This window comes from Sphingopyxis terrae subsp. terrae NBRC 15098 (assembly GCF_001598815.1).
In the GTDB taxonomy this organism is placed as follows: Bacteria; Pseudomonadota; Alphaproteobacteria; order Sphingomonadales; family Sphingomonadaceae; genus Sphingopyxis; species Sphingopyxis terrae.
Window position 1 is genome coordinate 130,218 of sequence record NZ_BCZQ01000019.1, and the last position, 23,139, is coordinate 153,356.

The 23,139-nt window shown below is 65.1% G+C and carries 26 protein-coding genes and 1 riboswitch; of the genes, 14 read left to right on the forward strand and 12 right to left on the reverse strand.

What is annotated here, in order from left to right:
- Positions 1–40: 40 nt before the first annotated feature.
- The 5 genes from STE01S_RS12990 to STE01S_RS13010 all read left to right on the forward strand — a co-directional run bounded on the left by STE01S_RS12990 (position 41) and on the right by STE01S_RS13010 (position 5,552).
- Positions 41–1,081, forward strand: coding sequence for a glycerophosphodiester phosphodiesterase family protein (locus tag STE01S_RS12990; RefSeq protein WP_082813328.1), 1,041 nt, complete (start codon positions 41–43; stop codon positions 1,079–1,081).
- A 58-nt stretch (positions 1,082–1,139) separates the two neighbouring features.
- Positions 1,140–1,430 (forward strand): GIY-YIG nuclease family protein, encoded by a 291-nt coding sequence (locus STE01S_RS12995; RefSeq protein WP_062768245.1) that lies wholly within the window; start codon positions 1,140–1,142, stop codon positions 1,428–1,430.
- Between the two features lie 160 nt (positions 1,431–1,590).
- A complete protein-coding gene (gene ileS / locus STE01S_RS13000; protein ID WP_062768248.1) occupies positions 1,591–4,584 on the forward strand; it encodes an isoleucine--tRNA ligase in 2,994 nt (997 codons plus the stop codon).
- Positions 4,581–5,105 (forward strand): signal peptidase II, encoded by a 525-nt coding sequence (lspA, locus tag STE01S_RS13005; protein ID WP_062768251.1) that lies wholly within the window; start codon positions 4,581–4,583, stop codon positions 5,103–5,105. Before ileS ends, lspA begins: the two co-directional genes overlap by 4 nt.
- Positions 5,106–5,132: 27 nt before the next feature.
- On the forward strand, positions 5,133–5,552 hold the full coding sequence (locus STE01S_RS13010) for a DUF3035 domain-containing protein (RefSeq protein WP_003040968.1): 420 nt from the start codon (positions 5,133–5,135) through the stop codon (positions 5,550–5,552).
- A 50-nt stretch (positions 5,553–5,602) separates the two neighbouring features.
- Here the strand turns inward: STE01S_RS13010 and STE01S_RS13015 are convergent, their stop codons facing one another.
- The 5 genes from STE01S_RS13015 to STE01S_RS13035 form a co-directional block, all read right to left on the reverse strand.
- A complete protein-coding gene (locus STE01S_RS13015; protein WP_003040972.1) occupies positions 5,603–6,277 on the reverse strand; it encodes a hypothetical protein in 675 nt (224 codons plus the stop codon).
- Positions 6,278–6,298: 21 nt separating this feature from the next.
- Complete coding sequence (locus STE01S_RS13020; RefSeq protein ID WP_062768254.1) at positions 6,299–6,859, reverse strand: STM3941 family protein; 561 nt, start codon at positions 6,857–6,859, stop codon at positions 6,299–6,301.
- Positions 6,856–8,784 (reverse strand): 1-deoxy-D-xylulose-5-phosphate synthase, encoded by a 1,929-nt coding sequence (dxs, locus tag STE01S_RS13025; protein ID WP_062768257.1) that lies wholly within the window; start codon positions 8,782–8,784, stop codon positions 6,856–6,858. Before dxs ends, STE01S_RS13020 begins: the two co-directional genes overlap by 4 nt.
- A 46-nt stretch (positions 8,785–8,830) precedes the next feature.
- A complete protein-coding gene (locus STE01S_RS13030; RefSeq protein ID WP_058812951.1) occupies positions 8,831–9,058 on the reverse strand; it encodes a hypothetical protein in 228 nt (75 codons plus the stop codon).
- Positions 9,059–9,121: 63 nt separating this feature from the next.
- Positions 9,122–10,012 (reverse strand): LysR family transcriptional regulator, encoded by an 891-nt coding sequence (locus tag STE01S_RS13035; protein ID WP_062768260.1) that lies wholly within the window; start codon positions 10,010–10,012, stop codon positions 9,122–9,124.
- A gap of 150 nt (positions 10,013–10,162) precedes the next feature.
- Here STE01S_RS13035 and STE01S_RS13040 point away from each other — a divergent pair, with 150 nt between their 5' ends.
- The 6 genes from STE01S_RS13040 to STE01S_RS13065 all read left to right on the forward strand — a co-directional run bounded on the left by STE01S_RS13040 (position 10,163) and on the right by STE01S_RS13065 (position 14,148).
- Positions 10,163–10,795, forward strand: a complete 633-nt coding sequence (locus STE01S_RS13040; RefSeq protein ID WP_058812953.1) for a pyridoxamine 5'-phosphate oxidase family protein — start codon at positions 10,163–10,165, stop codon at positions 10,793–10,795.
- On the forward strand, positions 10,792–11,199 hold the full coding sequence (locus STE01S_RS13045) for a VOC family protein (RefSeq protein WP_058812954.1): 408 nt from the start codon (positions 10,792–10,794) through the stop codon (positions 11,197–11,199). The genes STE01S_RS13040 and STE01S_RS13045 overlap by 4 nt, the downstream gene beginning before the upstream one ends.
- Positions 11,200–11,219: 20 nt before the next feature.
- The gene (locus tag STE01S_RS13050; protein WP_003040991.1) at positions 11,220–11,441 is read left to right on the forward strand and encodes a tautomerase family protein; all 222 of its coding nucleotides are present in this window, start codon (positions 11,220–11,222) and stop codon (positions 11,439–11,441) included.
- Positions 11,442–11,553: 112 nt separating this feature from the next.
- Entirely contained in the window at positions 11,554–12,033 is a 480-nt protein-coding gene (locus STE01S_RS13055) for a nuclear transport factor 2 family protein (protein ID WP_062768263.1), read from the forward strand.
- A gap of 31 nt (positions 12,034–12,064) precedes the next feature.
- A complete protein-coding gene (locus tag STE01S_RS13060; protein ID WP_062768265.1) occupies positions 12,065–12,520 on the forward strand; it encodes a DMT family transporter in 456 nt (151 codons plus the stop codon).
- A gap of 110 nt (positions 12,521–12,630) precedes the next feature.
- Positions 12,631–14,148 carry a flavin-containing monooxygenase gene (locus STE01S_RS13065; RefSeq protein ID WP_062768268.1) on the forward strand — a complete coding sequence of 506 codons (1,518 nt, stop codon included), beginning with the start codon at positions 12,631–12,633 and terminating at the stop codon, positions 14,146–14,148.
- A gap of 18 nt (positions 14,149–14,166) precedes the next feature.
- Here the strand turns inward: STE01S_RS13065 and STE01S_RS13070 are convergent, their stop codons facing one another.
- The 7 genes from STE01S_RS13070 to STE01S_RS13100 form a co-directional block, all read right to left on the reverse strand.
- A complete protein-coding gene (locus STE01S_RS13070) occupies positions 14,167–14,433 on the reverse strand; it encodes a hypothetical protein (protein ID WP_156000960.1) in 267 nt (88 codons plus the stop codon).
- 10 nt (positions 14,434–14,443) lie between these two features.
- Positions 14,444–15,895 (reverse strand): glycosyltransferase family protein, encoded by a 1,452-nt coding sequence (locus STE01S_RS13075; RefSeq protein ID WP_062768270.1) that lies wholly within the window; start codon positions 15,893–15,895, stop codon positions 14,444–14,446.
- A 90-nt stretch (positions 15,896–15,985) separates the two neighbouring features.
- Positions 15,986–16,285: a transcriptional regulator gene (locus STE01S_RS13080; protein ID WP_003041004.1), complete on the reverse strand. Its 300-nt coding sequence runs from the start codon at positions 16,283–16,285 to the stop codon at positions 15,986–15,988.
- Positions 16,286–16,288: 3 nt separating this feature from the next.
- Entirely contained in the window at positions 16,289–16,738 is a 450-nt protein-coding gene (locus STE01S_RS13085) for a hypothetical protein (RefSeq protein WP_062768273.1), read from the reverse strand.
- 119 nt (positions 16,739–16,857) lie between these two features.
- Complete coding sequence (locus STE01S_RS13090; RefSeq protein ID WP_062768276.1) at positions 16,858–18,090, reverse strand: cytochrome P450; 1,233 nt, start codon at positions 18,088–18,090, stop codon at positions 16,858–16,860.
- A gap of 122 nt (positions 18,091–18,212) precedes the next feature.
- Complete coding sequence (locus STE01S_RS13095) at positions 18,213–18,479, reverse strand: hypothetical protein (protein WP_062768279.1); 267 nt, start codon at positions 18,477–18,479, stop codon at positions 18,213–18,215.
- 161 nt (positions 18,480–18,640) lie between these two features.
- The gene (locus STE01S_RS13100) at positions 18,641–19,579 is read right to left on the reverse strand and encodes a DUF4189 domain-containing protein (RefSeq protein WP_062768282.1); all 939 of its coding nucleotides are present in this window, start codon (positions 19,577–19,579) and stop codon (positions 18,641–18,643) included.
- A 135-nt stretch (positions 19,580–19,714) separates the two neighbouring features.
- Positions 19,715–19,826: riboswitch (TPP riboswitch) on the forward strand.
- A gap of 55 nt (positions 19,827–19,881) precedes the next feature.
- Here STE01S_RS13100 and STE01S_RS13105 point away from each other — a divergent pair.
- The 3 genes from STE01S_RS13105 to STE01S_RS19735 all read left to right on the forward strand — a co-directional run.
- The gene (locus STE01S_RS13105) at positions 19,882–20,319 is read left to right on the forward strand and encodes a hypothetical protein (RefSeq protein WP_058812964.1); all 438 of its coding nucleotides are present in this window, start codon (positions 19,882–19,884) and stop codon (positions 20,317–20,319) included.
- A 27-nt stretch (positions 20,320–20,346) separates the two neighbouring features.
- Positions 20,347–22,233 (forward strand): phosphomethylpyrimidine synthase ThiC, encoded by a 1,887-nt coding sequence (gene thiC, locus STE01S_RS13110; protein WP_062768284.1) that lies wholly within the window; start codon positions 20,347–20,349, stop codon positions 22,231–22,233.
- A 65-nt stretch (positions 22,234–22,298) separates the two neighbouring features.
- Positions 22,299–23,139 (forward strand): SIR2 family protein (locus STE01S_RS19735; RefSeq protein WP_174531839.1); only part of this gene is annotated, 841 nt, incomplete at its 3' end.

The following is a 23,139-nucleotide window of genomic DNA, read 5'->3' on the forward strand; positions in this document are numbered from 1 at the left end:
CGCTGATCAGGGGGCCGTTTCGGCATAATGAGGGGGAAAGATGACCGACAGCGACGACTGGGCAGCCGGCCTCTCCGGCCCGCCCAAAAAGCCGATGAAGCGCGGCACCAAAATCTTCCTCTGGCTCTTCGCCGCGCTCGTCGCCTGGCTCACCCTGTCGAACGCGACCTGGCTCGCGTCCGATCCCGTCGGCAAGCGCGTCCTGATCGCGCACCGCGGCGTTTCGCAGCTTTTCGACCATCGCGGCGTCACCGACGACAGTTGCACCGCGACGCGCATCTATCCGCCCGAACATGCCTATATCGAAAACAGCCTGCCCTCGATGAAGGTCGCAATCGGCCGCGACGCCGGGGCGGTGAAGTTCGACGTCGCGGCGACGAAGGACGGCCGGCTGGCGGTGTTCCACGACTGGACGCTCGACTGCCGCACCGACGGCAAGGGCAATATCCGCGACCGCACGATGGCCGAACTCAAGCGGCTCGACATCGGCTATGGCTATACCGCCGACGGCGGAAAGACCTTCCCCCTGCGCGGCAAGGGGGTGGGATTGATGCCCAGCCTCGACGATGTGCTGCGCGATCTCGGCCACGCGTCGCTGATCGTCAACTTCAAGTCGCGCGACCCGCGCGAGGGTGCGCTGGCGCTCGCCGCCTTTGCCCGCGCCGGGATCGATCCGAACCAGCCGCGGTTCGGCTTTTTCGGCAATGCGCGCGTGCTCCAGCCGATTCGCGCGCGCGCGCCGCGCGCCTGGACGCTCGATCCCGATGGCGCCAAGCGCTGCACCGGCGATTATATCAAGTTCGGCTGGTCGGGCTGGTATCCGCCGAGCTGCGTCGGCGGCACGATCATGGTGCCGCTCGATTATCAATGGGCCTATTGGGGCTGGCCCGACCGCCTGCAGGCGCGCGCGGCGGCGCACGGCACCCGCGTCCTGATGACCGGCGCCCGCGGCGACAAACAGGGCGGCATGGGCCTGTGGCGCGTCGATCAGCTTACGCGCATCCCGGCCAGCTTTACCGGCTATGTGTGGATCGACGACATCTACAATCTCGGCCCGGCGCTCCGCCCACGCCAGAAATAGCTCCGTTTCGGGCCTAGTGAACCCCAGCGAAAGCCGGGGCCCAGTATACTGTGAGTCAATGAAACAGGGCTGGATATACATCCTCACCAATAAACGTAACGGGACGCTCTACATCGGCGTGACCAGCAATCTCGCCCATCGCATCGAACAGCATCGCCAAGGGAGAGTCGCCGGGTTCACACAGAGGTACGGCCTCAAGATGCTCGTCTGGCACCAGCATTTCGACAATCTCCACGACGCCCGCCGGCGCGAGGTTCAAATGAAGGAATGGAACCGCGCGTGGAAGATCGAGCTCATTGAAGCGGCGAATCCTGAATGGCGCGACCTCTCTTGCGGACCTTTGAACTGACCTTCTGGGCCCCGGCTTTCGCCGGGGTTCACAGGTTTGCGGCCTTGTCTTGTGAACCCCGGCGAAAGCCGGGGCCCAGACGCCCTTCGAATCGCCCCGGACATGACGCGATCAACTTAAACGTGACTAGCGCGCCTCACTTGCGCTAAGCGCCGCGACCATGACCGACAGCACGCCTACTGCAGAACAGCGCGATTACCGCGACACCGTCTTCCTGCCCAAGACCGACTTTCCGATGAAGGCCGGCCTGCCGCAGAAGGAGCCGCTGATTCTGGCGAAATGGCTCGAGGGCAATCTGGAGGGGCAGATTCGCGAAGCCCGCAAGGGCCGCGACCAGTTTATCCTCCACGACGGACCGCCTTACGCGAATGGCGACATGCATATCGGCCATGCGCTCAACCATATCCTGAAGGACATGGTCGTCCGTACCCAGACGCTGAAGGGCAAGGACGCGCCTTATGTGCCCGGCTGGGATTGCCACGGGCTGCCGATCGAGTGGAAGGTCGAGGAGCAGTATCGCAAGAAAAAGCTCAACAAGGACGAGGTTCCGGTCGAGGAATTCCGCGCCGAATGCCGCGCCTATGCGCAGCATTGGGTCGACACCCAGCGCGAGCAGCTGAAGCGCCTCGGCATCGGCGGCGACTGGGACCATCCGTACCTCACGATGGATTATGAGGCCGAGGCCACCATCGTGCGCGAACTGCTGAAGTTCGCCGCCAACGACATGCTCTATCGCGGCGCCAAGCCGGTGATGTGGTCGCCGGTCGAAAAGACCGCGCTCGCCGAAGCCGAGATCGAATATGAGGATATCGTCTCGACGCAGATCGATGTGGCGTTCGAGATTGTCGAGAGCCCGATCGCCGAACTGGTCGGCGCGCATGCGGTGATCTGGACGACGACCCCGTGGACGATCCCGGTCAACCAGGCTTTGGCCTATGGGCCGGAAGTCGAGTATGTTGTGGCGGAGGTCGAAGGCCGACGCCATCTCGTTGCATTGCCACTGCTGGGGGAATTTTCGCGCCGGGCATTTCCGGGCAAATTTGGCATCCAATCGCAAGAGGATGGGACTGGCGTAATGACCGCGCCGCGCATCGTCTGGACGGGCAAAGGCTCCGACCTCGCCGGCACCATCGCCCGCCACCCGATGCACGCGCTCGGCGGCTTCTTCGCCCGCCCGCGCCCCTTCCTCGCGGGCGATTTCGTCACCACCGACAGCGGCACGGGCCTCGTCCATATGTCGCCCGACCATGGCGAGGATGATTTCGACCTCTGCAAGGCGAACGGCATCGACCCCGTCTTCGCGGTCGAGGGCGACGGCAAATATCGCGAAGATTGGGCATGGCTTGGCGGTCAGGGCAGCGTGATCAACCCCAAGTTCAACGCTCCCGACGGCCCGATCTGTTCGGACCTTCGCGACGCCGGCGCGCTGCTCGCAGCCAGCGCCGACTACAAGCACAGCTACCCGCACAGCTGGCGCTCGAAGGCCAAGATCATCTTCCGCTGCACCCCGCAATGGTTCGTGCCGATGGACAAGGTGATGACCCATATCGAGCCCAAGGCGCCGCGCGAGCAGCGCTGGGAGAGCGAAGGCGGCGCGATCAACCCCGCCGAAGAGGGCCTGTGCGACGCCCCGACCTTGCGGCAGGCGGCAATGCAGGCGATCGACGACACCCGCTTCGTCCCCGCCAAGGGCCGCAACCGCATCGGGTCGATGGTCGAGGGGCGCCCCGACTGGGTGCTCAGCCGCCAGCGCGCATGGGGCGTGCCGATCACGCTGTTCGTCGACCGCAAGACCGGGCAATATCTCAACGACCCGCTCGTCAACGACCGCATCGTCGCAGCCGTTCGCGAGGGCGGCGTCGACGCATGGAGTGACGCGCGCGCGCAGGAATATCTCGGCGATAACTACAACGCCGCCGATTACGAGCGCATCACCGACATTCTCGATGTCTGGTTCGATTCGGGCTGCACCCACGCCTTTGTCCTCGAAAGCGGCCGCTGGCCCGCGCTCGTCCGCCACGACGGCGGCACCCACAGCGCCGACCTCTACCTCGAAGGCAGCGACCAGCATCGCGGCTGGTTCCAGTCGTCGCTGCTCGAAAGCTGCGGCACGCGCGGGCAGGCGCCGTATAAGGCCGTCCTCACGCACGGCTTCACGATGGACGCCAAGGGCTTCAAAATGTCGAAGTCGCTGGGCAACACAATCAGCCCGATCGACCTGATGCGCGACTATGGTGCCGACATCCTCCGCCTGTGGGCGCTCAGCGTCGATTTCACCGAGGATCACCGCATCGGCAAGGAAATCCTCGCCGGGGTTGCCGACCAGTATCGCAAGCTGCGCAATACCTTCCGCTACCTGCTCGGCGCGCTCGACGGGTTTACGGAGGAAGAACGCATCACCGACGTCGCGGCGATGCCCGAACTCGAACGCTATATGCTGTCGTTGCTCGCCGATCTCGACGCAAAGCTGCGCCAAGCGGTCGATGATTTCGACTATAACGCCTACACGCGCCTGCTCGCCGATTTCTGCAACGAGGATCTGTCGGCCTTCTATTTCGACATCCGCAAGGACGTCCTTTACTGCGACCTCGGCCCCGCCGCGCCGCTCGGCACCGACACTCGCCGCGCCTATCGCAGCGTGCTCGACGTGCTGTTCCACGCCCTCGTCCGCTACGCCGCGCCGGTGCTGGTGTTCACCAGCGAGGAAGTGTGGGGCACGCGCTATCCCGAAGCGGGCAGCGTGCATTTGCTGGAGTGGCCGGATTTCGCCGCTCTCCTCCGTCACCCCCGCGAAGGCGGGGGTCCAGCTTCCAACGACGGTGAAAAGCTGGATTCCCGCCTTCGCGGGAATGACGAGTTGATTGAGAAATGGGCGCAAATCCGCGGCACCCGCGCGCTCGTCACCGAACGTATCGAACCGTTGCGCCGCGAAAAGACCATCCGCTCCAGCCTTGAAGCCGAAGTATGGCTCCCGAACGAAGCCGGCGACGTCGATTATGAGGAAATCTTCATCACCTCGACCGTTCATCAAGGCGACTGGGACGTGAAGCGCACCGAAAACCACAAATGCGGCCGTTGCTGGCGTCACCTTCCCGAAGTGACCGCCGACGGCGCCTTGTGCAATCGGTGCGAGACGGTATTGGACGCGCAATGAGCACGCGTTCTCCCCACCTGCGCTTCGGCCTGATCGTCGCCGCGCTCGCCTTCTGTCTCGATCAGCTCGTCAAATGGGTGGTGGTCGTGCCGCTGTCGCTCGAAACCCAGCCCTATGGGCAGATCGAGCTGCTGCCGGTCTTCAACCTGACCTGGGCGGAAAACTGCGGCATTTCGCTGTCGATGTTCGCCAAGTGCAACGACACGACGCGCTGGACGCTCGTCGCATTGACCGCCATCGTCGCGGCGGCGGTCGCGCTATGGATGACGCGCGAAAAGGCGCGCGGCGACGTCATCGCGCTCGCGATGATCCTCGGCGGCGCGCTCGGCAATATCATCGATCGCGTGCGTTTCGGCTATGTCGTCGATTTCGCCGATCTGCATTTCGGGGCCTTCCGCCCCTTCATGATCTTCAACGTCGCCGACGCCTGCATCACGCTCGGCGTGCTTTTGCTGGTTGCGCGCGCGCTGCTCTTCGGCGAAAAGACCCCAGCGGCCGCCGATCAGGCGGCGAAAGAGTAAACGGGGCGCATAGGGAGTCTATTTGAAGTGAACCGGACCAAAGCCATCCTTGCCGCCTCGATCGTCGCGATGACGCTGTCGGCCTGCGGATCGAACAGCCTGTTCAGCCGCCAGCGCCCCGACGAAATGGCGGTGTCGCGGCAGGCGCCGCTCGTCGTGCCGCCCGATTTCTCGCTGACCCCGCCCGCCCCCGGCGCGGCGCGCCCCGGCAACGAAACCACCGCCGAACAGACGCTGCGCGCGCTCTTCGGCGGCGAATCGCCGCGCAGCCCGGCCGAAGACGCGATCATCGGCAGCGCCGACGGCGCGCGCGCCGACCCCGGTATCCGCAGCCAGGTCGGCAGCCCCGACACGCAGGTCGTCGACAAGGGCCTCGTCACCCGCGACATCATCGCCGCGCCGCAGGGCGACGGCCGCGAAGCCAGCGCGTCGATCCCCGGCGCCTGATTCTGCGCACAAGCAACTGATCGAAACGGCCCGGCATCCCCGGGCCGTTTTCATATCCCCACGAAAATCAGCGAAATCGCGACAAAGGCGATCAGCGCCTCGACCATCGCGCGTGAGGCATGGAGCGCAGCGCGCAGCCGGCCGATCCGCAGATGCTGCGCAAACCACAATATCTGCAAGCTGCCGAACCACAGCAAGGCCGCGAGGAGCAGCGCGAGGCCCCACAGCGGGCTGCCGCCGGGCGCCAGTTGCATCAGCATTCCGCTCGTCGAAACCATCAGCGCAAAAGGCGCGGTCACATAACATTGGCTATAGAAGGGGGCCTTCAACGACCCACGGTCCAGCTTGACGGCACGCGCGCGCACCAACCGCGCCGCCATGATCAGCGGAAACAGGCTGAAAAAGGCGACGCGCAGCAGGATGAAGGTCGAATCGTCGTCGACCAGCCTGCCCAGCCCGGCCTGGCGCATCACAATCTCGTTCTGCCCCACGACCGACAGTTCGACCGCGTGGCAAAGCACCAGCGTCAGGAGCAGGAACAGCGGCGGCGACAGCGTGTCGGTATATTGCTGGTCCTCGGCGTCGCCCTGCTCGGCGTCCGAATAGTCCATCATCTTGAGCGGCCGCGTCAGCGCGCGCCACAGCGTGACCGGATAGAAGATCAGCCACGACATGATTTCGTACAGCAGTTCGTCGAGCGACTGGATCAGTTTCAGGAAATCCATCGACGCTCCCTTTCCTGCGGATCAGCTCGACGCGCGCGCGTTCGCCACCCGGCGCTCAACCTCTTCTTCGAATGCCGTGCGCGGCCGCATCCGGTCTAGCGCGTCAAAAATCGCTTCCGCGCGACGATCATATTGATATTTCACGATATAAATATCGCCCGCCGATCGTTGCAATTCGCCCCCGACGCGCAGCAGAAAGCGTCGCATCGCACGGGTCGTCGGATATTTTTCAGGCGTGTGCAGGAAGAGCCCCACGAACTGCCCCATGTCGCTAGCGCGCCGGATCGAACGATGCGCGATCACCTGATCCGACCATTCGCGCACCATGATTCCCTTGGCATCGATGCAGATCTGGACGCGCCGGTCGAACAGGCGTCGGACGATAATCGCGGCGACAAAGCCGAAAAAGGCGATTCCGGCGACCGCAGCACCCGCGACCAGCCATGAACCAGAAACAAGCCCGGCATTTGCCATCAGCAGCGCCGCCGCAACAAAAGCCAAAGCGCCGACCAGCGCCAGCAGCAGCCGCGGAATCGAATAATATGCTTCGAAGACCTCGCCGGAGGCCGCCGTGCCGCTCAAGCCCGTGCGCCCGCTTCCTCGACCCCCGCGCTATTGTGACGCAGCGCTTTGAGCACGCAATCGACGATCTGCGGCGCATTCAGCCCCGCGGCGTCATATTGCGCCTGCGGCGAATCCTGATCCTGGAACAGGTCGGGCAGCCGCATCGTGCGCAGCTTCAGCCCCGCGTCGATCAGCCCCGCGTCGCTTGCCAGCGTCAGCACATGCGCGCCCAGCCCGCCGATCGCGCCCTCCTCGATCGTCACGCAGACCTCGTGGCTCGCCAGCGTCTTGCGGATCAGCTCCTCGTCGAGCGGCTTGGCGAAGCGCAGGTCGATCACGCTCGTCGACAGGCCGCGCGCTTCCAATGTGTCGGCGGCCTTCAGCGCCTCGGCAAGCCGGGTGCCGAGCGAGAAGATCGCGACCGTCTTGCCGGCGCGCACGACGCGCCCCTTGCCGATCTGCAGCTTCTCGGGCGTGTCGGGCAGCGGTACGCCGGTGCCATTGCCGCGCGGATAGCGAAAGGCGATCGGGCCGTCGTCATATTCGGCAGCGGTATAGGTCATATGGACCAGTTCGGCCTCGTCGGCTGCCGCCATCACCACCATGTTCGGCAAGGTCGCCAGATAGGTGACGTCGAACGATCCCGCGTGGGTCGATCCGTCGGCGCCGACCAGCCCGGCACGGTCGATCGCAAAGCGCACTGGCAGATTCTGGATCGCGACGTCGTGGACGACCTGATCATAGGCGCGCTGGAGGAAGGTCGAGTAAATCGCCGCGAACGGCCGCATCCCCTGCGCCGCGAGCCCCGCCGCGAACGTCACCGCATGCTGCTCGGCGATGCCGACGTCGAAACTCCGGTCGGGATGCGCCTTGGCGAATTTGTCGACCCCGGTGCCCGACGGCATCGCAGCGGTGATCGCGACGATGCGCGGGTCACTGTCGGCGAGCTTGGCCAGCGTTTCGCCGAACACATTCTGGTACGCGGGCGGGCCCGGCGGCGCCTTCGCCTGTTCGCCGGTGATGACGTCAAATTTCTGGACGCCATGATATTTGTCGGCCGCCGCCTCGGCGGGGGCATAGCCCTTGCCCTTCATCGTCACCGCGTGGATCAGCACCGGGCCATGGTCGCTGTCGCGGACATTCTCGAGCACCGGGATCAGATGGTCGAGATTATGGCCGTCGATCGGCCCGACATAATAAAAGCCCAGCTCCTCGAACAGCGTTCCGCCCATCGCCATGCCGCGCGCGAACTCGTCGGTCTTCCTCGCCGCCTTGTGCAGCGGCTGGGGCAGCTTGCGGGCGAAGCGCCGCGCGATCTCGCGCAGCTCGACGAACGGCCGCGACGACACCAGCCGCGCCAGATAGGCCGACAGGCCGCCGACCGGCGGCGCGATCGACATGTCATTGTCGTTCAGGATGACGATCAGCCGGTTGCCCGCCTGCTTGGCATTGTTCATCGCCTCATAGGCCATGCCCGCCGACATCGACCCGTCGCCGATCACCGCGATCGCGCGGCCGGGTTCGTTCTTCAGCTTGTTCGCGACGGCAAAGCCCAGCGCGGCGCTGATCGAGGTCGACGAATGGGCGGCGCCGAACGGGTCATATTCGCTCTCGCTGCGCTTGGTGAAGCCCGACAGCCCGCCACCCTGGCGCAGCGTGCGAATGCGGTCGCGGCGACCGGTGATGATCTTGTGCGGATAGCATTGGTGGCCGACGTCCCACACGATCTTGTCGCGCGGCGTGTCGAAGACATAATGCAGCGCGGTGGTCAGTTCGACGACGCCCAGCCCCGATCCCAGATGGCCGCCCGTGGTTCCCACGGCGGAAATGGTTTCGGCGCGCAGTTCGTCGGCGAACTGGCGAAGCTGTTCGGGCTTGAGCTTGCGGAGGTCGGCGGGGACATCCACCGTGTCGAGCAGCGGCGTATGCGGACGGTCGGTCATCGGCCCGTCATAATGGTAAGCGCCGATAGTGTCGAACGAAAAGGCGCTATTCGCCCTCGTCCTCGGCTCGCTTGGCCGCACCGATCTGCGCATAAAGCCCGCGCACCATCAGGTCGGTGAACACCAGCATTACGCCGATCATCCCGATCAGCAGCGCCACCGCCGCGACCGGAAACGGCCCCAGGCTCTCGATCAGCCCGCGCCGCATCGCAAGCGCCAGCAGCACCGCCGCCGCCATCAACGCATAGCCGGCCAGGCGCGCGGCGCGGCTCATCGGCGCGCAGTCAGACAGGGACGATCGGTCATCGCCCTATCCTAGCGCGCTGCCGCGCCCGCGTCACCCCAGCCCCGCCGAGCGCATCCGGCGCCGCATCGCCTCTATCAGCAAGCGGACCGCGGGCAGGCCGGCGCGCGACTGTTCGAAGACCAGATGGACGGGCAAGGGCGGCGGCTGTTCGGCGTTGAGCAGCGCGATCAGGCGTCCGGCATCGACGCCGTCCATCACCTGATAGCTCAGCAGATTCGCGATACCGATCCCCGCTTCGGCGGCCGCCATCGCCGCATAGACGGTGTTCACCACCAGCCGCGGGCGCGGCTCGACCCGCCAGCGACGTTCGGCAAAATTCCACTCGCCCGCCGCGCGCGGTCCGGTCGATACGATCAGATCATGGCCGGCGAGCGCGTCGATCGTCGCGGGGGCGCCCCGCCGCGCCAGATAGCCGGGGCTCGCGACCAGCATCTGCCGCACCGCGCCGATGCGGACCGCCTTCAGGCTCGAATCGGCGAGCGGCCCGATGCGCAGCGCGATGTCGATACCCTCCTCGACGATGCGGACATTGCGGTCGATCAACATCATCCGCACCGCCAGCGCATCGTGCCGGGCGAGCAACTCGCCGACCACGGGCAGGACATGCAGCCGCCCGAACATCACCGGCGCGGTCAGATAGAGTTGGCCGCGCGGTTCCGCCTCGCCGCCGCGCAGCGCCCGCTCGGCCCCCGCAAGATCGGCCAGGATACGCCGCGCCTGCCCCAGAAAGACCGCGCCCTCGTCGGTCAGCGCGACCGCGCGCGTCGAGCGGTGGAACAGGCTCGTGCCGAGCCTCGCCTCGAGCGCGGCAATGCCCCGCGTCACCGCGGGCGGCGAACTGCCGATCTTGCGCGCGGCGGCAGCGAATCCGCCTTCGCTCGCCACCGCCACGAACATCTCGAGAGTCAGCAGCCGATCCATCGATTATTCCACATTTTGAAATAGAGATGTCCATCAATCGCTGATTATCGCGTCTGCGGCAACACGATAGATGGGGTTTGCGAGCGAGGGAGGCCCCCAACCCCCGATCCCGGCGCCCCGCTCGCGCCCTCTTGCCCGAAGGTCACCTGCATGGCGCAACATTATCTCCGCACTTTGTTCACCGACGCGGCGCGGCGCCTGCAGGCCCAGCACGGATCGCGCGCCAGCTACGCACGGATGGAGGCCGACAGTGACGGCAGCGACATGCTGACCGCCCGCGAACTCGACTTCATTGCCGACCGCGACAGCTTCTATCTGGGCAGCATCACCGCAGAGGGCTGGCCCTATATCCAGCACCGCGGCGGCCCGCCCGGCTTTCTGCGCCCGCTCGGCGGCAATCGCCTCGGCTTCGCCGATTTTACCGGCAACCGCCAATATATCAGCACCGCCAATCTCGCCGGAAATCCGCGCGTGTCGCTGTTCCTGATGGACTATCCCAATCGCCGCCGGCTCAAGCTGATCGGCGAGGGGCGGATCGTCGACATCGCCGAAGATCCGGCGCTCGTCACCTCGCTGATGCCCGACGGCTACCGCGCAACCCCCGAGCGCGGCTTCGTGATCGATGTGGCGGGTTTCGACTGGAATTGCCCCCAGCACATAACGCCGCGCTTCACCGAAACCGAAATCTCCGCCGCCGTCCGACCGATGGCTGCCGAACTCAACCAGCTGCGCGCCGAGCTTGCCGCCCTGCGCGCGGCCCAATCCAGGAAGGAAGACCAATGACCAACAAATTGACGACCGGCGCGCACCATATCGGCCTCGCCGTTCCCGACCTCGAGGCTGCCCGCGATTTCTTCACCGAAGCGCTGGGCTTCGTGGTCGTCGGCGAACGCCCCTCCTACCCCGCGATCTTCGTGTCGGACGGCACCACGCTGCTGACGCTCTGGCGGGTCGAGGATCCCGCCACTGCGACGCATTTCGACCGGCGCAAGAATATCGGCCTGCATCATCTGGCACTGGGCGTCGCCGATCACGCGGCGCTGGGACAAGTGTTCGCCCGCGTGGAGGCGCATCCGGGCGTCCGTATCGAATTTCCGCCGCAGCCGATCGCCGAGGGCGCCCAGCCGCATCATTTCGTTTGCTTCATGCCCGGCGGCCTCCGTATCGAATTCGCCACCCCTTTCTGATCCCACCGACGGAGCCGCCGATGCCCTATGTCCATATCCGCATCACCCGCGAAGGCGCGTCCGCCGAGGCGAAGCGCGAGCTGATCGCCGGCGTCACCGACCTGCTCCAGCGCGTGCTGGGCAAGAATCCGGCGACGACCGTTGTGACGATCGACGAGGTCGATATGGACAATTGGGGTATCGGCGGGCTTCCCGTCGGCGAATTTCGCGCCGCGCAGGCGCAACAGGAGACACAGCGATGACCAGCGGCAACGCCCCCACCTTTGCCTCGATCATGTTCCTCACCGGCGTCGGCATCCCGATCCTCGCCGCGCTCAACGGCGGGCTCGGCGGACGGCTGCTGGAGATCGCAAAATGACCGGCACCCGTACGCCGCTACCGCCATTCGACGCAGCAAGCGCTGCGCAGAAGGTCCGGCTGGCCGAGGATGGATGGAACAGCCGCGACCCCGCGCGCGTCGCGCTCGCCTACACGCCGGACAGCGTCTGGCGGAACCGCGACATCTTTCTTGCCGGGCGCAACGCCATCACCGACTTCCTCGCCGCCAAATGGCAGCGCGAGCGGGATTACCGCCTGGTCAAGACGCTGTGGGCCTTTGCCGGCAACCGGATCGCGGTGCGCTTCGCTTATGAATGGCACGACCATGATGGCCAATGGTGGCGGTCCTACGGCAATGAAAATTGGGAATTTGCGGCGAACGGCCAGATGGCACGGCGCATCGCGAGCATCAACGACCTCGCCATTGCCCAGTCAGCGCGCTTGCTCCATTGGGATCGCGGCGACACGGGCCGCCGCCCCGACACCCACCCCGGCCTCGACGAACTGGGGCTCTAGTCTCCAACCCCGGCAATCAAGGACCGACCGCATGAGCGCGAACCCCGCCCCCACCTTTGCCTCGATCATGTTCCTTACCGGAGTAGGCATCCCGATCCTCGCCGCGCTCAACGGCGGGCTCGGCGGGCGGCTCGGCAGCCCGATGGCAGCATCGGTGATTCTGTTCGGGCTGGCGCTGCTCGTCGCGCTGACCGGCGCGGTTGCGACCGGCGCGCTCGGCGACATCCGCTTTTCCGCCGACATTCCCTTTCATTTCTATTTTGGCGGACTGTTCGTCGCTTTCTACGTGATCTCCGTGACCTTCATCGCGCCGCGCTTCGGGGTCGGCAATGCGATCTTCTTCGTGCTGGTGGGACAGCTGACGAGCGCCGCGATCATCGATCATTTCGGCCTGTTCGGCGCCCAGCGCTTTCCGGTCGACACCGCGCGGCTCGCCGGGATCGCGCTGATGGTCGCGGGGGTCTGGCTGGCGCGCCGCACCGGCTGACCGCGCGTCGGCACGGGCGCTTTTGATCCACATCAAAGCGGACTGGCGCGACTCATGCTCGATAGTATAGGGTAATCACCCTAACTAGAGAAAATGGGAGCGGACAAGCCATGACGACCACGACGGCGCCCGCCGCGGCGCGCGAAGCCACCACTGCCAAGGATGCCAACCATGTCGACGTGCTGATCGTCGGCGCGGGGATTTCGGGCATCGGTTCGGCCTATCATCTCCAGCATCAATGCCCCGGTAAGAGCTATGCGATCCTCGAGATGAAGGACACGTTCGGCGGCACCTGGGAAACGCACAAATATCCCGGCGTCCGCTCCGATTCGGATCTCTACACCTTCGGCTACCGCTTCAAACCCTGGGTCGGCGCGCCGATCGCCAGCGCCGAAGAAATCCTGAAATATATGGGCGAGGTGATCGAGGAAAACGGCATCGGCGACCATATCCATTACGGCCACCGCATCACCGCCTGCCGCTGGTCGAGCGAGACGAACCGCTGGACGGTCGAGGCGGTGCGCAAGGCCGATGGCGCCGCCGTCGTCTTCACCGCCAATTTCCTGTGGATGTGCCAGGGCTATTACGACCATGAAAAGCCCTATATCCCCGATTGGCCGGGCCTTTCGGACTACAAGGGCCAGTTCGTCCACGCCCAGCTCTGGGATCCCGCGACCGACTATGCGGGCAAGCGTATCCTCGTCATCGGATCGGGCGCGACCGCCGCGACGATCGTCCCCGCCTTCGCCGAAAAGGCGGCGCATGTGACGATGCTTCAGCGCTCGCCGACCTATTTCTTCTGCTCGGAGAACAAGAACGAACTTGCCGACCGGCTGCGCGAGGTCGGGATCGACGAACCCACCGTCCACCGCGTCGTGCGCGCGCAGATCATGCACGATCAGGATATGATGACGCGCCGCTGCCAGACCGAACCCGATCAGGTGTTCGAAGAGCTGAAAGAGCTGATCCGCGCCTTTTCGGGCGATCCCAACTTTGCGTTCGAACCGCATTTCACCCCGAAATACCGCCCGTGGCAGCAGCGGCTCGCCTTTTGCCCCGAAGGCGACATCTTCCGCGCCGCGACGGCGGGCAAGCTGACCGTCGTCACCGACACGATCGACCGCTTCACCGAAACGGGCGTCCGCACCGCGGAAGGAACCGAGATCGAGGCCGATATCATCGTCGCCGCAACGGGCTTCAACCTCTCGGTCATGGGCGGCATCCCGTTCGAGGTTGACGGCAAGCCCGTCGACTGGGCCGACACCGTCACCTACCGCGGCATGATGATGACCGGCGTTCCCAATATGGCGTGGGTGATGGGCTATTTCCGCGCGAGCTGGACGCTGCGCGTCGACATGATGGGCGATTTCGTCTGCAATCTGCTCAATCACATGGACGACATCGGCGCAAAGAAGGTCGAGGTCGTATTGCGCCCGCAGGACGAGGGGATGGCGATCCTGCCGTGGATCGAATCGGACAATTTCAATCCCGGCTATCTGATGCGCGGGCTCGACGCGATGCCACGGCGCGGCGACAAGCCCGAATGGCGGCACAATCAGGATTACTGGGCCGAAAAGGACGCGTTCCCGCTCATCGACCTGCGCAGCGACGAATTCCGCTACGCCTGATCGCGATCCGGCGGATGGCTATTCGGCCATCCGCCGCTTGTGGTGGCGGGTGCGCCGCACGATCACGACGACGAACAGCGTCCAGCTGAGCAGCAGCGCCGCCCAGCCCCAATATTGCGTCGGCAGCGGGCCGAGCATCCACGGACCGCCCATCCGCGGTCCCATCAACAGCGCGAGCGCGAGCAGGCTCGCGGCAAAGCCGACGCGCCGCATCCCGCGCCCGACGCCGAGCAGTTCGCGGCGATAGGCGGCGCGCGCCTCGGGATCGTCCAGATCGGGTCGCATCGGCATCCTCCTACATCCCGCGCCGAATGAGGTAGGTGTTGATTTCGCCGGGCGAATGGCCGGCGCGGCATCCTCCCGGACGTTCGAAGACGCACGCGCCCCCATCGGACGCGCAGCGCGTGACGCGGAAATCGGGCGACAATTGCGCGGCATAGCCTTTCTTGACCAGCGCGAAATTGAACAGCGCCGCGTCGAGGCGCGGATCGCGGGGAGTCTGCAACAGCATCGGCACCCGTCGCTGCAACCGCGCATATCCGTGCGCCCGCGAAAAGGGATATCCGATCACCGCAATCCCGCACAGACCGGGCCGCGCGCGCGCCAGATCAAATGCCTCGCCGGCAAAGGGCGTCACCGTCGCCCGTCCGTAATGATAGAGCGTCGGGGTCGTCTGCGCCGCCGCCGCGACCCACACCACCGTCACGATCGCGACCGGAAACAGCGTGCCGCGTCCCGTGCGTCGCCGGATCCAGTCGATCGCATCGCCGGTCCCGACCCCCGCGAGCAGGATCATCGCCGAAACCGACAGGATGATGAAGCGATATTCCTTGTGCCCGATCGCCGAATGGAGCGCGATATTGGCGATCGCAAGCATCAGCAGCAAGGGATAGCGCCGCGCGCCGATCGCGATGACCAGCAGCAGCGGCAGCGTCCAGAAGCCCCACAGCTTGGCCATATCGATCAGATATTGGAACGGTCCCGACACACCGTAGCGCGCCGAGACATTGTCGACGATATTGCGTTCGACATTATGCACCATCCATTCGAACGGCCAATGCCCCCCCGCAATATCGCTGACGCCGCCGATGGCGAGGCCGATCAGGCCGCCCGCGACCAGCGGCCACAGGCTTTGCCATCCGGTGCGCCAGACATATAGCAGCAGCACCAGCGCCAGCGCAGGCGCGACATGCGGACGAAAGACCACCGCCAGCCCGACTGCCGCCGCGATCGCCACCAGTTGCCGCGCACTCCGTTCGGGCGAAAGCAGCGCGATCGCGGGCGCCGCCAGCAAAGCCGCCATCTGTTCGGTCAGCGGATGCGGCGCGAAAATGACCAGATCGGGCCAGCATGCGGCGATCAGCCCCGCCACCCAGAAGTGCATCCGCGATACGCGCGCGCCCATCCAGCCCGCCGCGGCAACGATCGACAGCGACAATATCGCCATCATCGTTCGCGGCAGCCAGATTGTCAGGCTGCCGTCGGGTGCGATCCATTCGGCCAGCCGCATCGGCAGCGCGAGCAAGGCGGGATACAGGTCGCCGCGCATCCCGTCGCGATATTCCCAGGTCACGACCGAATAGCCGTGGAGCAGGCGAAAGGCGCCTTCGAGATATTGGAAGACCTCGTCGGGATGCAGCACGCTTTCCTGCCACGCCGCGACGAGCCGCAGCACGAGCGCCAGCAGCAGCAACGCCATCCAGTCGCGCCGCGGCACGGCCGATGCGGCCGCTCCGCCATCGGGCATCGCCCTTGCCTTCATTCCGATATCATCCAACGGGGCAATGGGCACAGGCGGCCCCCGCACCCCGACCGGAAAGCCGCGACGCCCCTAGCCTCATTCGGCCGCGACGGGAAGATGCGCGACGATGGCGCGCAGCGCGGCGACATGCGCCTCGAGCGCGCGGTGCCCGGCGCGGGTCAGCGACGCCCATGTCCGCTGGCGTCCGCCGAGCGGCGCCTTGCGCAAATCGACATAGCCTTCGTCGACCAGCGCGGCGAGATGCTTGGACAGCACCGAATCGCTCACCTGAACCAGCTCGCGCAGCTTGGCGAACTCCATCTCGCTGACCTTGGCGAGTAGCGCGGCGATCTGCAGCCGCGCCGGCGCATGCAGCGCCATGTCGATCCCGTCCATGGCTCAGGCTGTGCCCTTCAGCAGTTCGCGGCGATAGATGCGGCTCCAGGCGATGCTCGCGGCGACGGCGACGCCAAAGGCGATGGCGGCGATGCCCAGCTTCGTGCCCAGCGCCAGTCCGGCTTCGCGGGCGTGGATTTCGCCGAACATCGCCGCCAGCATCGCGCCGAGCAGCGCCAGCGTAACCGGCAGAGTTCGGCCCTTGCGATAACCGTTGATGAACAGACCGTAACGCCGCCGGTCGTCGGCGACGAGCAGCACCACCGCCAGCATCGCAACCGCGAACAGCGGCGCCATGATCGCGATATCGAAACCCTGGCCCAGCACGAGCAGCGCCATGACCGCACCGAACGTCGCGTGGCGCCACGGCGGGCAATAGGTCGCCTTCAGTGCAAGGTCGCGCTGGACGTCGTCGATGCTGTCGAGCGCGGCGCGGGCTTCGATCGGGTTCATATTTCTTGCTCCTCGGTCCCGATGCAGAAACGACAGGTGTCGCCGCATCATTTTCCAACTCGGAAAGCGATACGCCCGACTTTCCGATTCGGCAAGTTATAATTTTCCAGTCTGGAAAGTCATTCGGCGACGATCCGCACCGGCATATGGACGAACCCGTGGAGGAAGGGGCTCGCCAGCCGCTCGGGCGCGCCTTGCGGTTCGATGCGGATGCCGCGCGCCACGATTTCCTCGATCAGCGTGCAAAGCTGGATTTCGGCCAGCCGCGCCCCGACGCAGCGGTGGATGCCGTGACCGAAGGCGACGTGGCGCCGCGCATTGTCGCGGCCCACGTCGAAAATGTCGGCTTGCGGAAACACGCTCTCGTCGCGGTTGGCCGAAATATACCAGAGGATCACCTTTTCGCCCCGGCGGATCGTCTGTCCGCCCAGTTCGGTGTCGGCCATGCAGGTTCGCCGCATGTGCGTGACCGGCGATTGCCAGCGGATGATCTCCTGCGCCGCATTGGGGATCAGCGCGGGGTCGGCGCGCAGCCGATCGAGCTCGCCGGGAAAACGGTGCAGCGCCTCGACCAGCCCGCTCATCGAATTGCGCGTCGTATCATTGCCCCCGACGATCAGCAGCGCGATGTTGGCGAGCCGCTCCATCGGGTTGAGGCTGCCCATCGCCTCGCTGTGGACCATGCGCGACAACAGGTCGTCGCTCGGCGGCAGCGCCTTACGCGCTTCGAGCTCGCGGTCGAAGCGCGCCAGCATCGCGCCCATTTCGGCCATCCACTGCGCGCGATATTCCTCGCTCGCCGTCTCGGGCGAAACATTGCCGCCATAGTCGGACCAGCGTTTGAGGTCGTGGCGTTCCTCCCACGGAAAATCGAACAATATGCACAGCATCCCGATCGTCAGCGGCACCGACACGCTTTCGACCCAATCGAACGTCTCGCCGACCGGTAGCGCGTCGAACAGCTCGCGCGTCCGCTGCTTCACCGTCTTTTCGCGCTCCGCCATCTGGCTCGGGTTGAAGGCCGGGGCGATCACCTTGCGCTGCGCGGTGTGGACCGGCGGATCGGCGGCGATGAAATTGGGCAGATTCGATTCGGGGGGCGGATCGGCGATGACGATATTGCCATTTTTCCAAGACGAGGAAAATGTCGCCGGATCAAGCTCGACCGCCTGGACCAGCGCGTGCGTCGCGACCGACCAATAGCCGCCATAGGGGCTGTCGGGACACCAGCTCACCGGCATCTCGGCGCGCAACCGTGCAAAGGGCTCGCGCCAGCGATCCTCGACATAGAGCGCGATGTCGCTGACATCGACCGGCGTGATCGCCCGCGCTTCGTCCATCACCGACGCCATATCGCTCTCCCGCTATCGTTGCTTTGCGGGCGAGTGTAGCGGGGCCGGGCCGCGCTGCAAGCCGCGACGTGCGGGGAAAAAGGCCATGCGCCGCGCGACCCGCGGCGACGCATGGCGCGGCTTCACTTCTTGGGCGCGGGTGCCGGTGCAGTCTTTGTGGCCATCCTGCGATGCGCCGCAGCGTGGCGCCGGGCGGCGGCGTGCTTGCGCGCTGCCTGATGCTTGTGCGCCGCATGGTGCCTGGCCGCGACCGCAGGGCCTTCGCGCTGCATGCAATTGTCGGTCACCGTCTTCGAGCAATAGGGGGTCGCATCCTGCGCGACCGCCGCGGTTCCCGACAGCGCGAGCAGCGCGGCGGCGCCAAGCGTGGCGAGTTTGATCCTCAACATGACAGGCCTTCCTTTCATCCCGATGGGAAGGCGAAGATGGCACGCCCATCATGGCGCCCCTGCGTCCGCAACATTACAAAGGCGCAATGCGGACGGGAGGGCAGCATCGGCGAGCCGGGAGCGACGGACTTCGCCGCAACGCCGCGTCTGTTCTGCGGCGTCTATTTTCCGGTCGAAGCCGCTGCGAACTCGTGGACGAAAACACCCGGCGTGCGGCTGTCGAATGCCGCCTGGAGCACACAGCTCGACGCCTTCAGCTGGGCGCACAAATGCTTTGCGGCCTCCCTGGCGCGGCGCGGCGTCGTTTCGACCGTCGCATTGTCGAAATTGCCGTTGTAGCGGAAGGTCTGGATAATCCCGTTGCCCGACAGCGCGACCATCTCGCATGTGCGGCCGGGATTGGCATCGCTGCACGCCTTGACCGCCGTGTCGACCGCGACCTTGCTCTCGCGATAGCCGGTTGCAAGGTAAAGCTTGCCGTCATAGCCCTCATTGCCGTGCACCCATGCCCCGGCGCCGTAAATCTTGCGCGCCTCGGCGCCCGGACGATATTGTCGCCGCGACGAATTGAAGGTCATATAGATTTCGCACGGTAGCAGCTGCTGCGCGCTGCAATCCGCGAGCACCTTGTCCCGTTCTGAGCGGTCCTTGCCCAGCCACGCGTTGTAGAAATTGCCGAGGCGGTCGCGGATGATTGCCATCGACGAATTCCACCATTCGCCCGTCGTGGTGCAGCCGCCGCCCATCACGGCGTTGCATGCGGCCCGCGCCTCGCGCTCGGCGACCCCGGCATCGCTGTAACCGCCTTCGAACCAGACATCGGCCGCGTCGGCATGCCAGGCGATCGCGGCATAGTCGCGGACGGGGGCCTGCGGTGCTGCAGGTTCGTCGTCATAGCCTCCGTCATCGTCGCGCACGCACAAGGGGACCGGGGCGATACCGTCGCCGCCGGGCGTCATGCCGACCATCCGTTCGCCGGGCCCCGGCCCGGGGCAAGGATAGGCCTGCGCGCGCGCCGACGGGGCGGCGGCCAGGGCGGCCCATGCGATCAGCACGGCGAACAGGGGCCACCATCGGCGCGGCGGATTGACGGGATGCATGGCGAACCTCGCTTTCAGGATGGGTGTCAGCCGGGGCGGCCAGTCTAAGAGTCCGTCCGGGCAAGCGACAGCAAGGGCCGGGTACCGGTACATCGGATACCGCGATGGACAGCCGCGCCGCGCGCGCCTATGGTGGCTGCGTCCCCGGGGAGCCTGCCGCGCAATCGCAGGTTGAGAGCGGAATAGACCGCGACCCGTCGAACCTGATCCCGGTAATACGGGCGGAGGGAGGGCGCGCGCTGGATCGTCACCGGACCGCTTGCACCCCCTTCCCGTCCGTCAGCAAGGAAGGAGAGCGTGCCATGCCCGATGCTGCCATCCCCGCCGCCTCTTATACCGCGCAGGCGCCCGCCTGGTCGGCGCTGATCCTCGGCCTGTTCCTGCTCGCGGCCGCGATCGACGAGCTGCGCCGCCCCGGCCAGTGGCACCGGATGATCGAGGAGATCGAAGGCTCGCCCGCGCTCCAGATGCTCACCGGGCTGTTCGAGATCATCTTCGGCACCCTGCTCTACCTCGCCAATCGCGGCCCCGACGGCTGGCCCGCGGGCGATCCGCTCGCGCTCGTCCTCACCATCCTCGGCGGCCTCGCGGTGATCGAGGCGCTGGCGGTCACCGCCTTTGCCGATCTCTACGTCCGTTTCTGGATGCGCAAGCTGGGGACGCGCACGCGCCCGCTTGCCATCCTCGCGCTCCTCCTCGGCCTCGGCTTCACCGCCGCGGGCCTCCTCCGTCTTGTCTGAACCCCACCCCAAGGAAAGCTGAACCCCATGGCCGACATCGATTCCCGCATTGAAGCCGCCGACCGCATCGGCGTCACCACCGGACCTATTCGGGGCAGCCGCAAGGTGCACATCGCCAGCCCGACGGGCAGCGGCATCCGCGTCGCGATGCGCGAGATCGACCTCGACCCGCATTCGGGCGAGCCCAGCGTCCGCGTCTACGACACGTCGGGCCCCTACACCGATCCCAATGCGAACATCGACATCGCGCAGGGCCTCCCCGAACTGCGCGCGGCGTGGATCCGCGCCCGCGGCGATGTCGAGGAGGTGACCCAGCGCGAAGTGCGGCCCGAGGATAACGGCCAGCTCGGCCCCGACCGGTCGGGCGGCGTCCCCGCCTTCCCCAACGTCCGCAAGACCGTCCTACGCGCGAAGCCCGGCCATAACGTCAGCCAGATGCACTATGCTCGCCGCGGCATCATCACGCCCGAGATGGAATATGTCGCCACCCGCGAAAATCTCGGCCGCGAACGCCTTGCCGAGTACATCCGCGACGGGCAGGATTGGGGCGCCAGCATCCCCGATTATGTCACCCCCGAATTCGTCCGCGACGAGGTTGCGCGCGGCCGCGCCATCATCCCCAGCAACATCAATCACCCCGAATCCGAGCCGATGGCGATCGGCCGCAACTTCCTCGTCAAGATCAACGCCAATATCGGCAACAGCGCGGTCGCCAGCGACGTCGCGGCCGAGGTCGACAAGATGGTCTGGTCGATCCGCTGGGGCGCCGACACCGTCATGGACCTGTCGACGGGGCGCAACATCCACGACACGCGCGAATGGATCATCCGCAACTCGCCCGTCCCGATCGGCACCGTCCCCATCTATCAGGCGCTCGAAAAGGTCGGCGGCATCGCCGAGGAGCTGACCTGGGAAATCTTCGCCGACACGCTGATCGAACAGGCCGAACAGGGCGTCGACTATTTCACCATCCACGCCGGGGTCCGCCTGCCCTACGTCCCCCTCGCGGCCAAGCGCATGACCGGCATCGTGTCGCGCGGCGGCAGCATCATGGCGAAATGGTGCCTCGCGCATCACAAGGAAAGCTTCCTCTACGAACGCTTCGACGAGATTACCGAGATCATGAAGGCCTATGACGTCGCCTATTCCCTAGGCGACGGCCTCCGCCCCGGCAGCATCTATGACGCGAACGACGAGGCGCAGTTCGCCGAGCTCTACACGCTGGGCGAGCTCACCAAGCGCGCCTGGGCGCAGGATGTACAGGTGATGATCGAGGGGCCGGGCCACGTCCCGATGCACAAGATCAAGGAGAATATGGACAAGCAGCTCGAAGCGTGCGGCGAGGCGCCCTTCTATACGCTCGGGCCGCTCACCACCGACATCGCGCCGGGCTACGACCATATCACCAGCGGCATCGGCGCCGCGCAGATCGGCTGGTACGGCACCGCGATGCTCTGCTACGTCACGCCCAAGGAGCATCTGGGCCTGCCCGACCGCGACGATGTGAAGGTCGGCGTCGTTACCTACAAGCTCGCCGCCCACGCCGCCGACCTCGCCAAGGGCCACCCCGCCGCGCAGGTCCGCGACGACGCGCTATCGAAAGCGCGCTTCGAATTCCGCTGGCGCGACCAGTTCAACCTGTCGCTCGACCCCGACACGGCGGAGCAGTACCACGACCAGACGTTGCCAGCGGAGGGCGCCAAGTCGGCGCATTTCTGCAGCATGTGCGGCCCGAAATTCTGCTCGATGAAGATCAGCCAGGAAGTGCGCGAATTCGCGAAGCTGCAAAATCAGGACAGTGCCGCCTTCATCGCCGCCGAAGAGGCCGAAAAGGGCATGGCGAAAATGAGCGAGGTTTATGAGGAAACCGGCCGCGAGCTGTATATGGGGGCTGGTGGCCGGGAGCATGACTAAGAACGCTCCATCTGACGCCCTATAGTCAATTCCATTTCGAGGAATAGCGTATAATAGTCGATCAGATGATCGACCCTCTGATATCGCTCGCTTTTAGCCTTCAATCGAATAAGGGCGCGTATGCGTTACTAATCGGTTCTGGTGTTTCACGCCCAGCCGGAATCCCAACCGGCTGGGAAATCACACTAGAAATGGTTCGGAAGGTCGCGATATCCTCTTCGGCAGAGACGGGGGACGCAGCGGATCAATGGTACCGCGAAACCTATCAAAAAGAGCCAGATTACTCTGAACTCCTCGATCAACTTTGCAAGTCAAATACTGAGAGGCAGCAGTACCTTAAGCCTTTTTTTGAGCCAGCCGATGAAGAGCGCGAAGAAGGACTAAAGAAGCCAACTGCCGCGCATAATGCGATCGCCGAGTTAATGGCCGAAGGATACATCCGAGTAATCATCACTACAAATTTTGACCGCCTGCTCGAACAAGCCCTAGAGGCTAGAGGCATAGTACCGGTTGTTATTGCAAATGCTGACCAAGCCCGAGGTATGCTACCACTTGTCCATCAAAAACACTGCATAATAAAAATACACGGCGACTATCTCGATACCCGGATCATGAACACGGAGAACGAACTATCGCATTATCCCCCGGAGATGGACCAACTCCTCGATCGAGTCTTCGATGAATTTGGGATAATTTTCTGTGGGTGGTCAGGTGCTTGGGATCCCGCTTTGCGAAGCGCCCTATCACGCGCGCCGTCTAGACGCTTTTCAAGCTATTGGATGTCTCGAGGCGATCTAAATGACGATGCCGCGAAGATTGTGTCTGATCGAGGAATCGTCCCGGTGAAAATAGCCGACGCAGATACATTCTTCTCTGGATTATCCGAAAAACTGGCTTCGCTCAGAG

Excerpts from the sequence above, each read along its gene's own strand:
- STE01S_RS13045 (WP_058812954.1), top strand. The coding sequence starts at position 10,792 with ATGACCAACAAATTGACGACCGGCGCGCACCATATCGGCCTCGCCGTT.
- STE01S_RS13075 (WP_062768270.1), bottom strand. The coding sequence starts at position 15,895 with ATGCCCGATGGCGGAGCGGCCGCATCGGCCGTGCCGCGGCGCGACTGG.
- ileS (WP_062768248.1), top strand. The coding sequence starts at position 1,591 with ATGACCGACAGCACGCCTACTGCAGAACAGCGCGATTACCGCGACACC.
- STE01S_RS13105 (WP_058812964.1), top strand. The coding sequence starts at position 19,882 with ATGCCCGATGCTGCCATCCCCGCCGCCTCTTATACCGCGCAGGCGCCC.
- thiC (WP_062768284.1), top strand. The coding sequence starts at position 20,347 with ATGGCCGACATCGATTCCCGCATTGAAGCCGCCGACCGCATCGGCGTC.
- STE01S_RS13080 (WP_003041004.1), bottom strand. The coding sequence starts at position 16,285 with ATGGACGGGATCGACATGGCGCTGCATGCGCCGGCGCGGCTGCAGATC.
- STE01S_RS12995 (WP_062768245.1), top strand. The coding sequence starts at position 1,140 with ATGAAACAGGGCTGGATATACATCCTCACCAATAAACGTAACGGGACG.
- STE01S_RS13030 (WP_058812951.1), bottom strand. The coding sequence starts at position 9,058 with ATGAGCCGCGCCGCGCGCCTGGCCGGCTATGCGTTGATGGCGGCGGCG.
- STE01S_RS13040 (WP_058812953.1), top strand. The coding sequence starts at position 10,163 with ATGGCGCAACATTATCTCCGCACTTTGTTCACCGACGCGGCGCGGCGC.
- STE01S_RS13060 (WP_062768265.1), top strand. The coding sequence starts at position 12,065 with ATGAGCGCGAACCCCGCCCCCACCTTTGCCTCGATCATGTTCCTTACC.
- STE01S_RS13015 (WP_003040972.1), bottom strand. The coding sequence starts at position 6,277 with ATGGATTTCCTGAAACTGATCCAGTCGCTCGACGAACTGCTGTACGAA.
- STE01S_RS13050 (WP_003040991.1), top strand. The coding sequence starts at position 11,220 with ATGCCCTATGTCCATATCCGCATCACCCGCGAAGGCGCGTCCGCCGAG.
- dxs (WP_062768257.1), bottom strand. The coding sequence starts at position 8,784 with ATGACCGACCGTCCGCATACGCCGCTGCTCGACACGGTGGATGTCCCC.
- STE01S_RS13065 (WP_062768268.1), top strand. The coding sequence starts at position 12,631 with ATGACGACCACGACGGCGCCCGCCGCGGCGCGCGAAGCCACCACTGCC.
- STE01S_RS13070 (WP_156000960.1), bottom strand. The coding sequence starts at position 14,433 with ATGCGACCCGATCTGGACGATCCCGAGGCGCGCGCCGCCTATCGCCGC.
- STE01S_RS13100 (WP_062768282.1), bottom strand. The coding sequence starts at position 19,579 with ATGCATCCCGTCAATCCGCCGCGCCGATGGTGGCCCCTGTTCGCCGTG.
- STE01S_RS13055 (WP_062768263.1), top strand. The coding sequence starts at position 11,554 with ATGACCGGCACCCGTACGCCGCTACCGCCATTCGACGCAGCAAGCGCT.
- STE01S_RS13090 (WP_062768276.1), bottom strand. The coding sequence starts at position 18,090 with ATGGCGTCGGTGATGGACGAAGCGCGGGCGATCACGCCGGTCGATGTC.
- lspA (WP_062768251.1), top strand. The coding sequence starts at position 4,581 with ATGAGCACGCGTTCTCCCCACCTGCGCTTCGGCCTGATCGTCGCCGCG.
- STE01S_RS12990 (WP_082813328.1), top strand. The coding sequence starts at position 41 with ATGACCGACAGCGACGACTGGGCAGCCGGCCTCTCCGGCCCGCCCAAA.
- STE01S_RS13035 (WP_062768260.1), bottom strand. The coding sequence starts at position 10,012 with ATGGATCGGCTGCTGACTCTCGAGATGTTCGTGGCGGTGGCGAGCGAA.
- STE01S_RS13095 (WP_062768279.1), bottom strand. The coding sequence starts at position 18,479 with ATGTTGAGGATCAAACTCGCCACGCTTGGCGCCGCCGCGCTGCTCGCG.
- STE01S_RS13085 (WP_062768273.1), bottom strand. The coding sequence starts at position 16,738 with ATGAACCCGATCGAAGCCCGCGCCGCGCTCGACAGCATCGACGACGTC.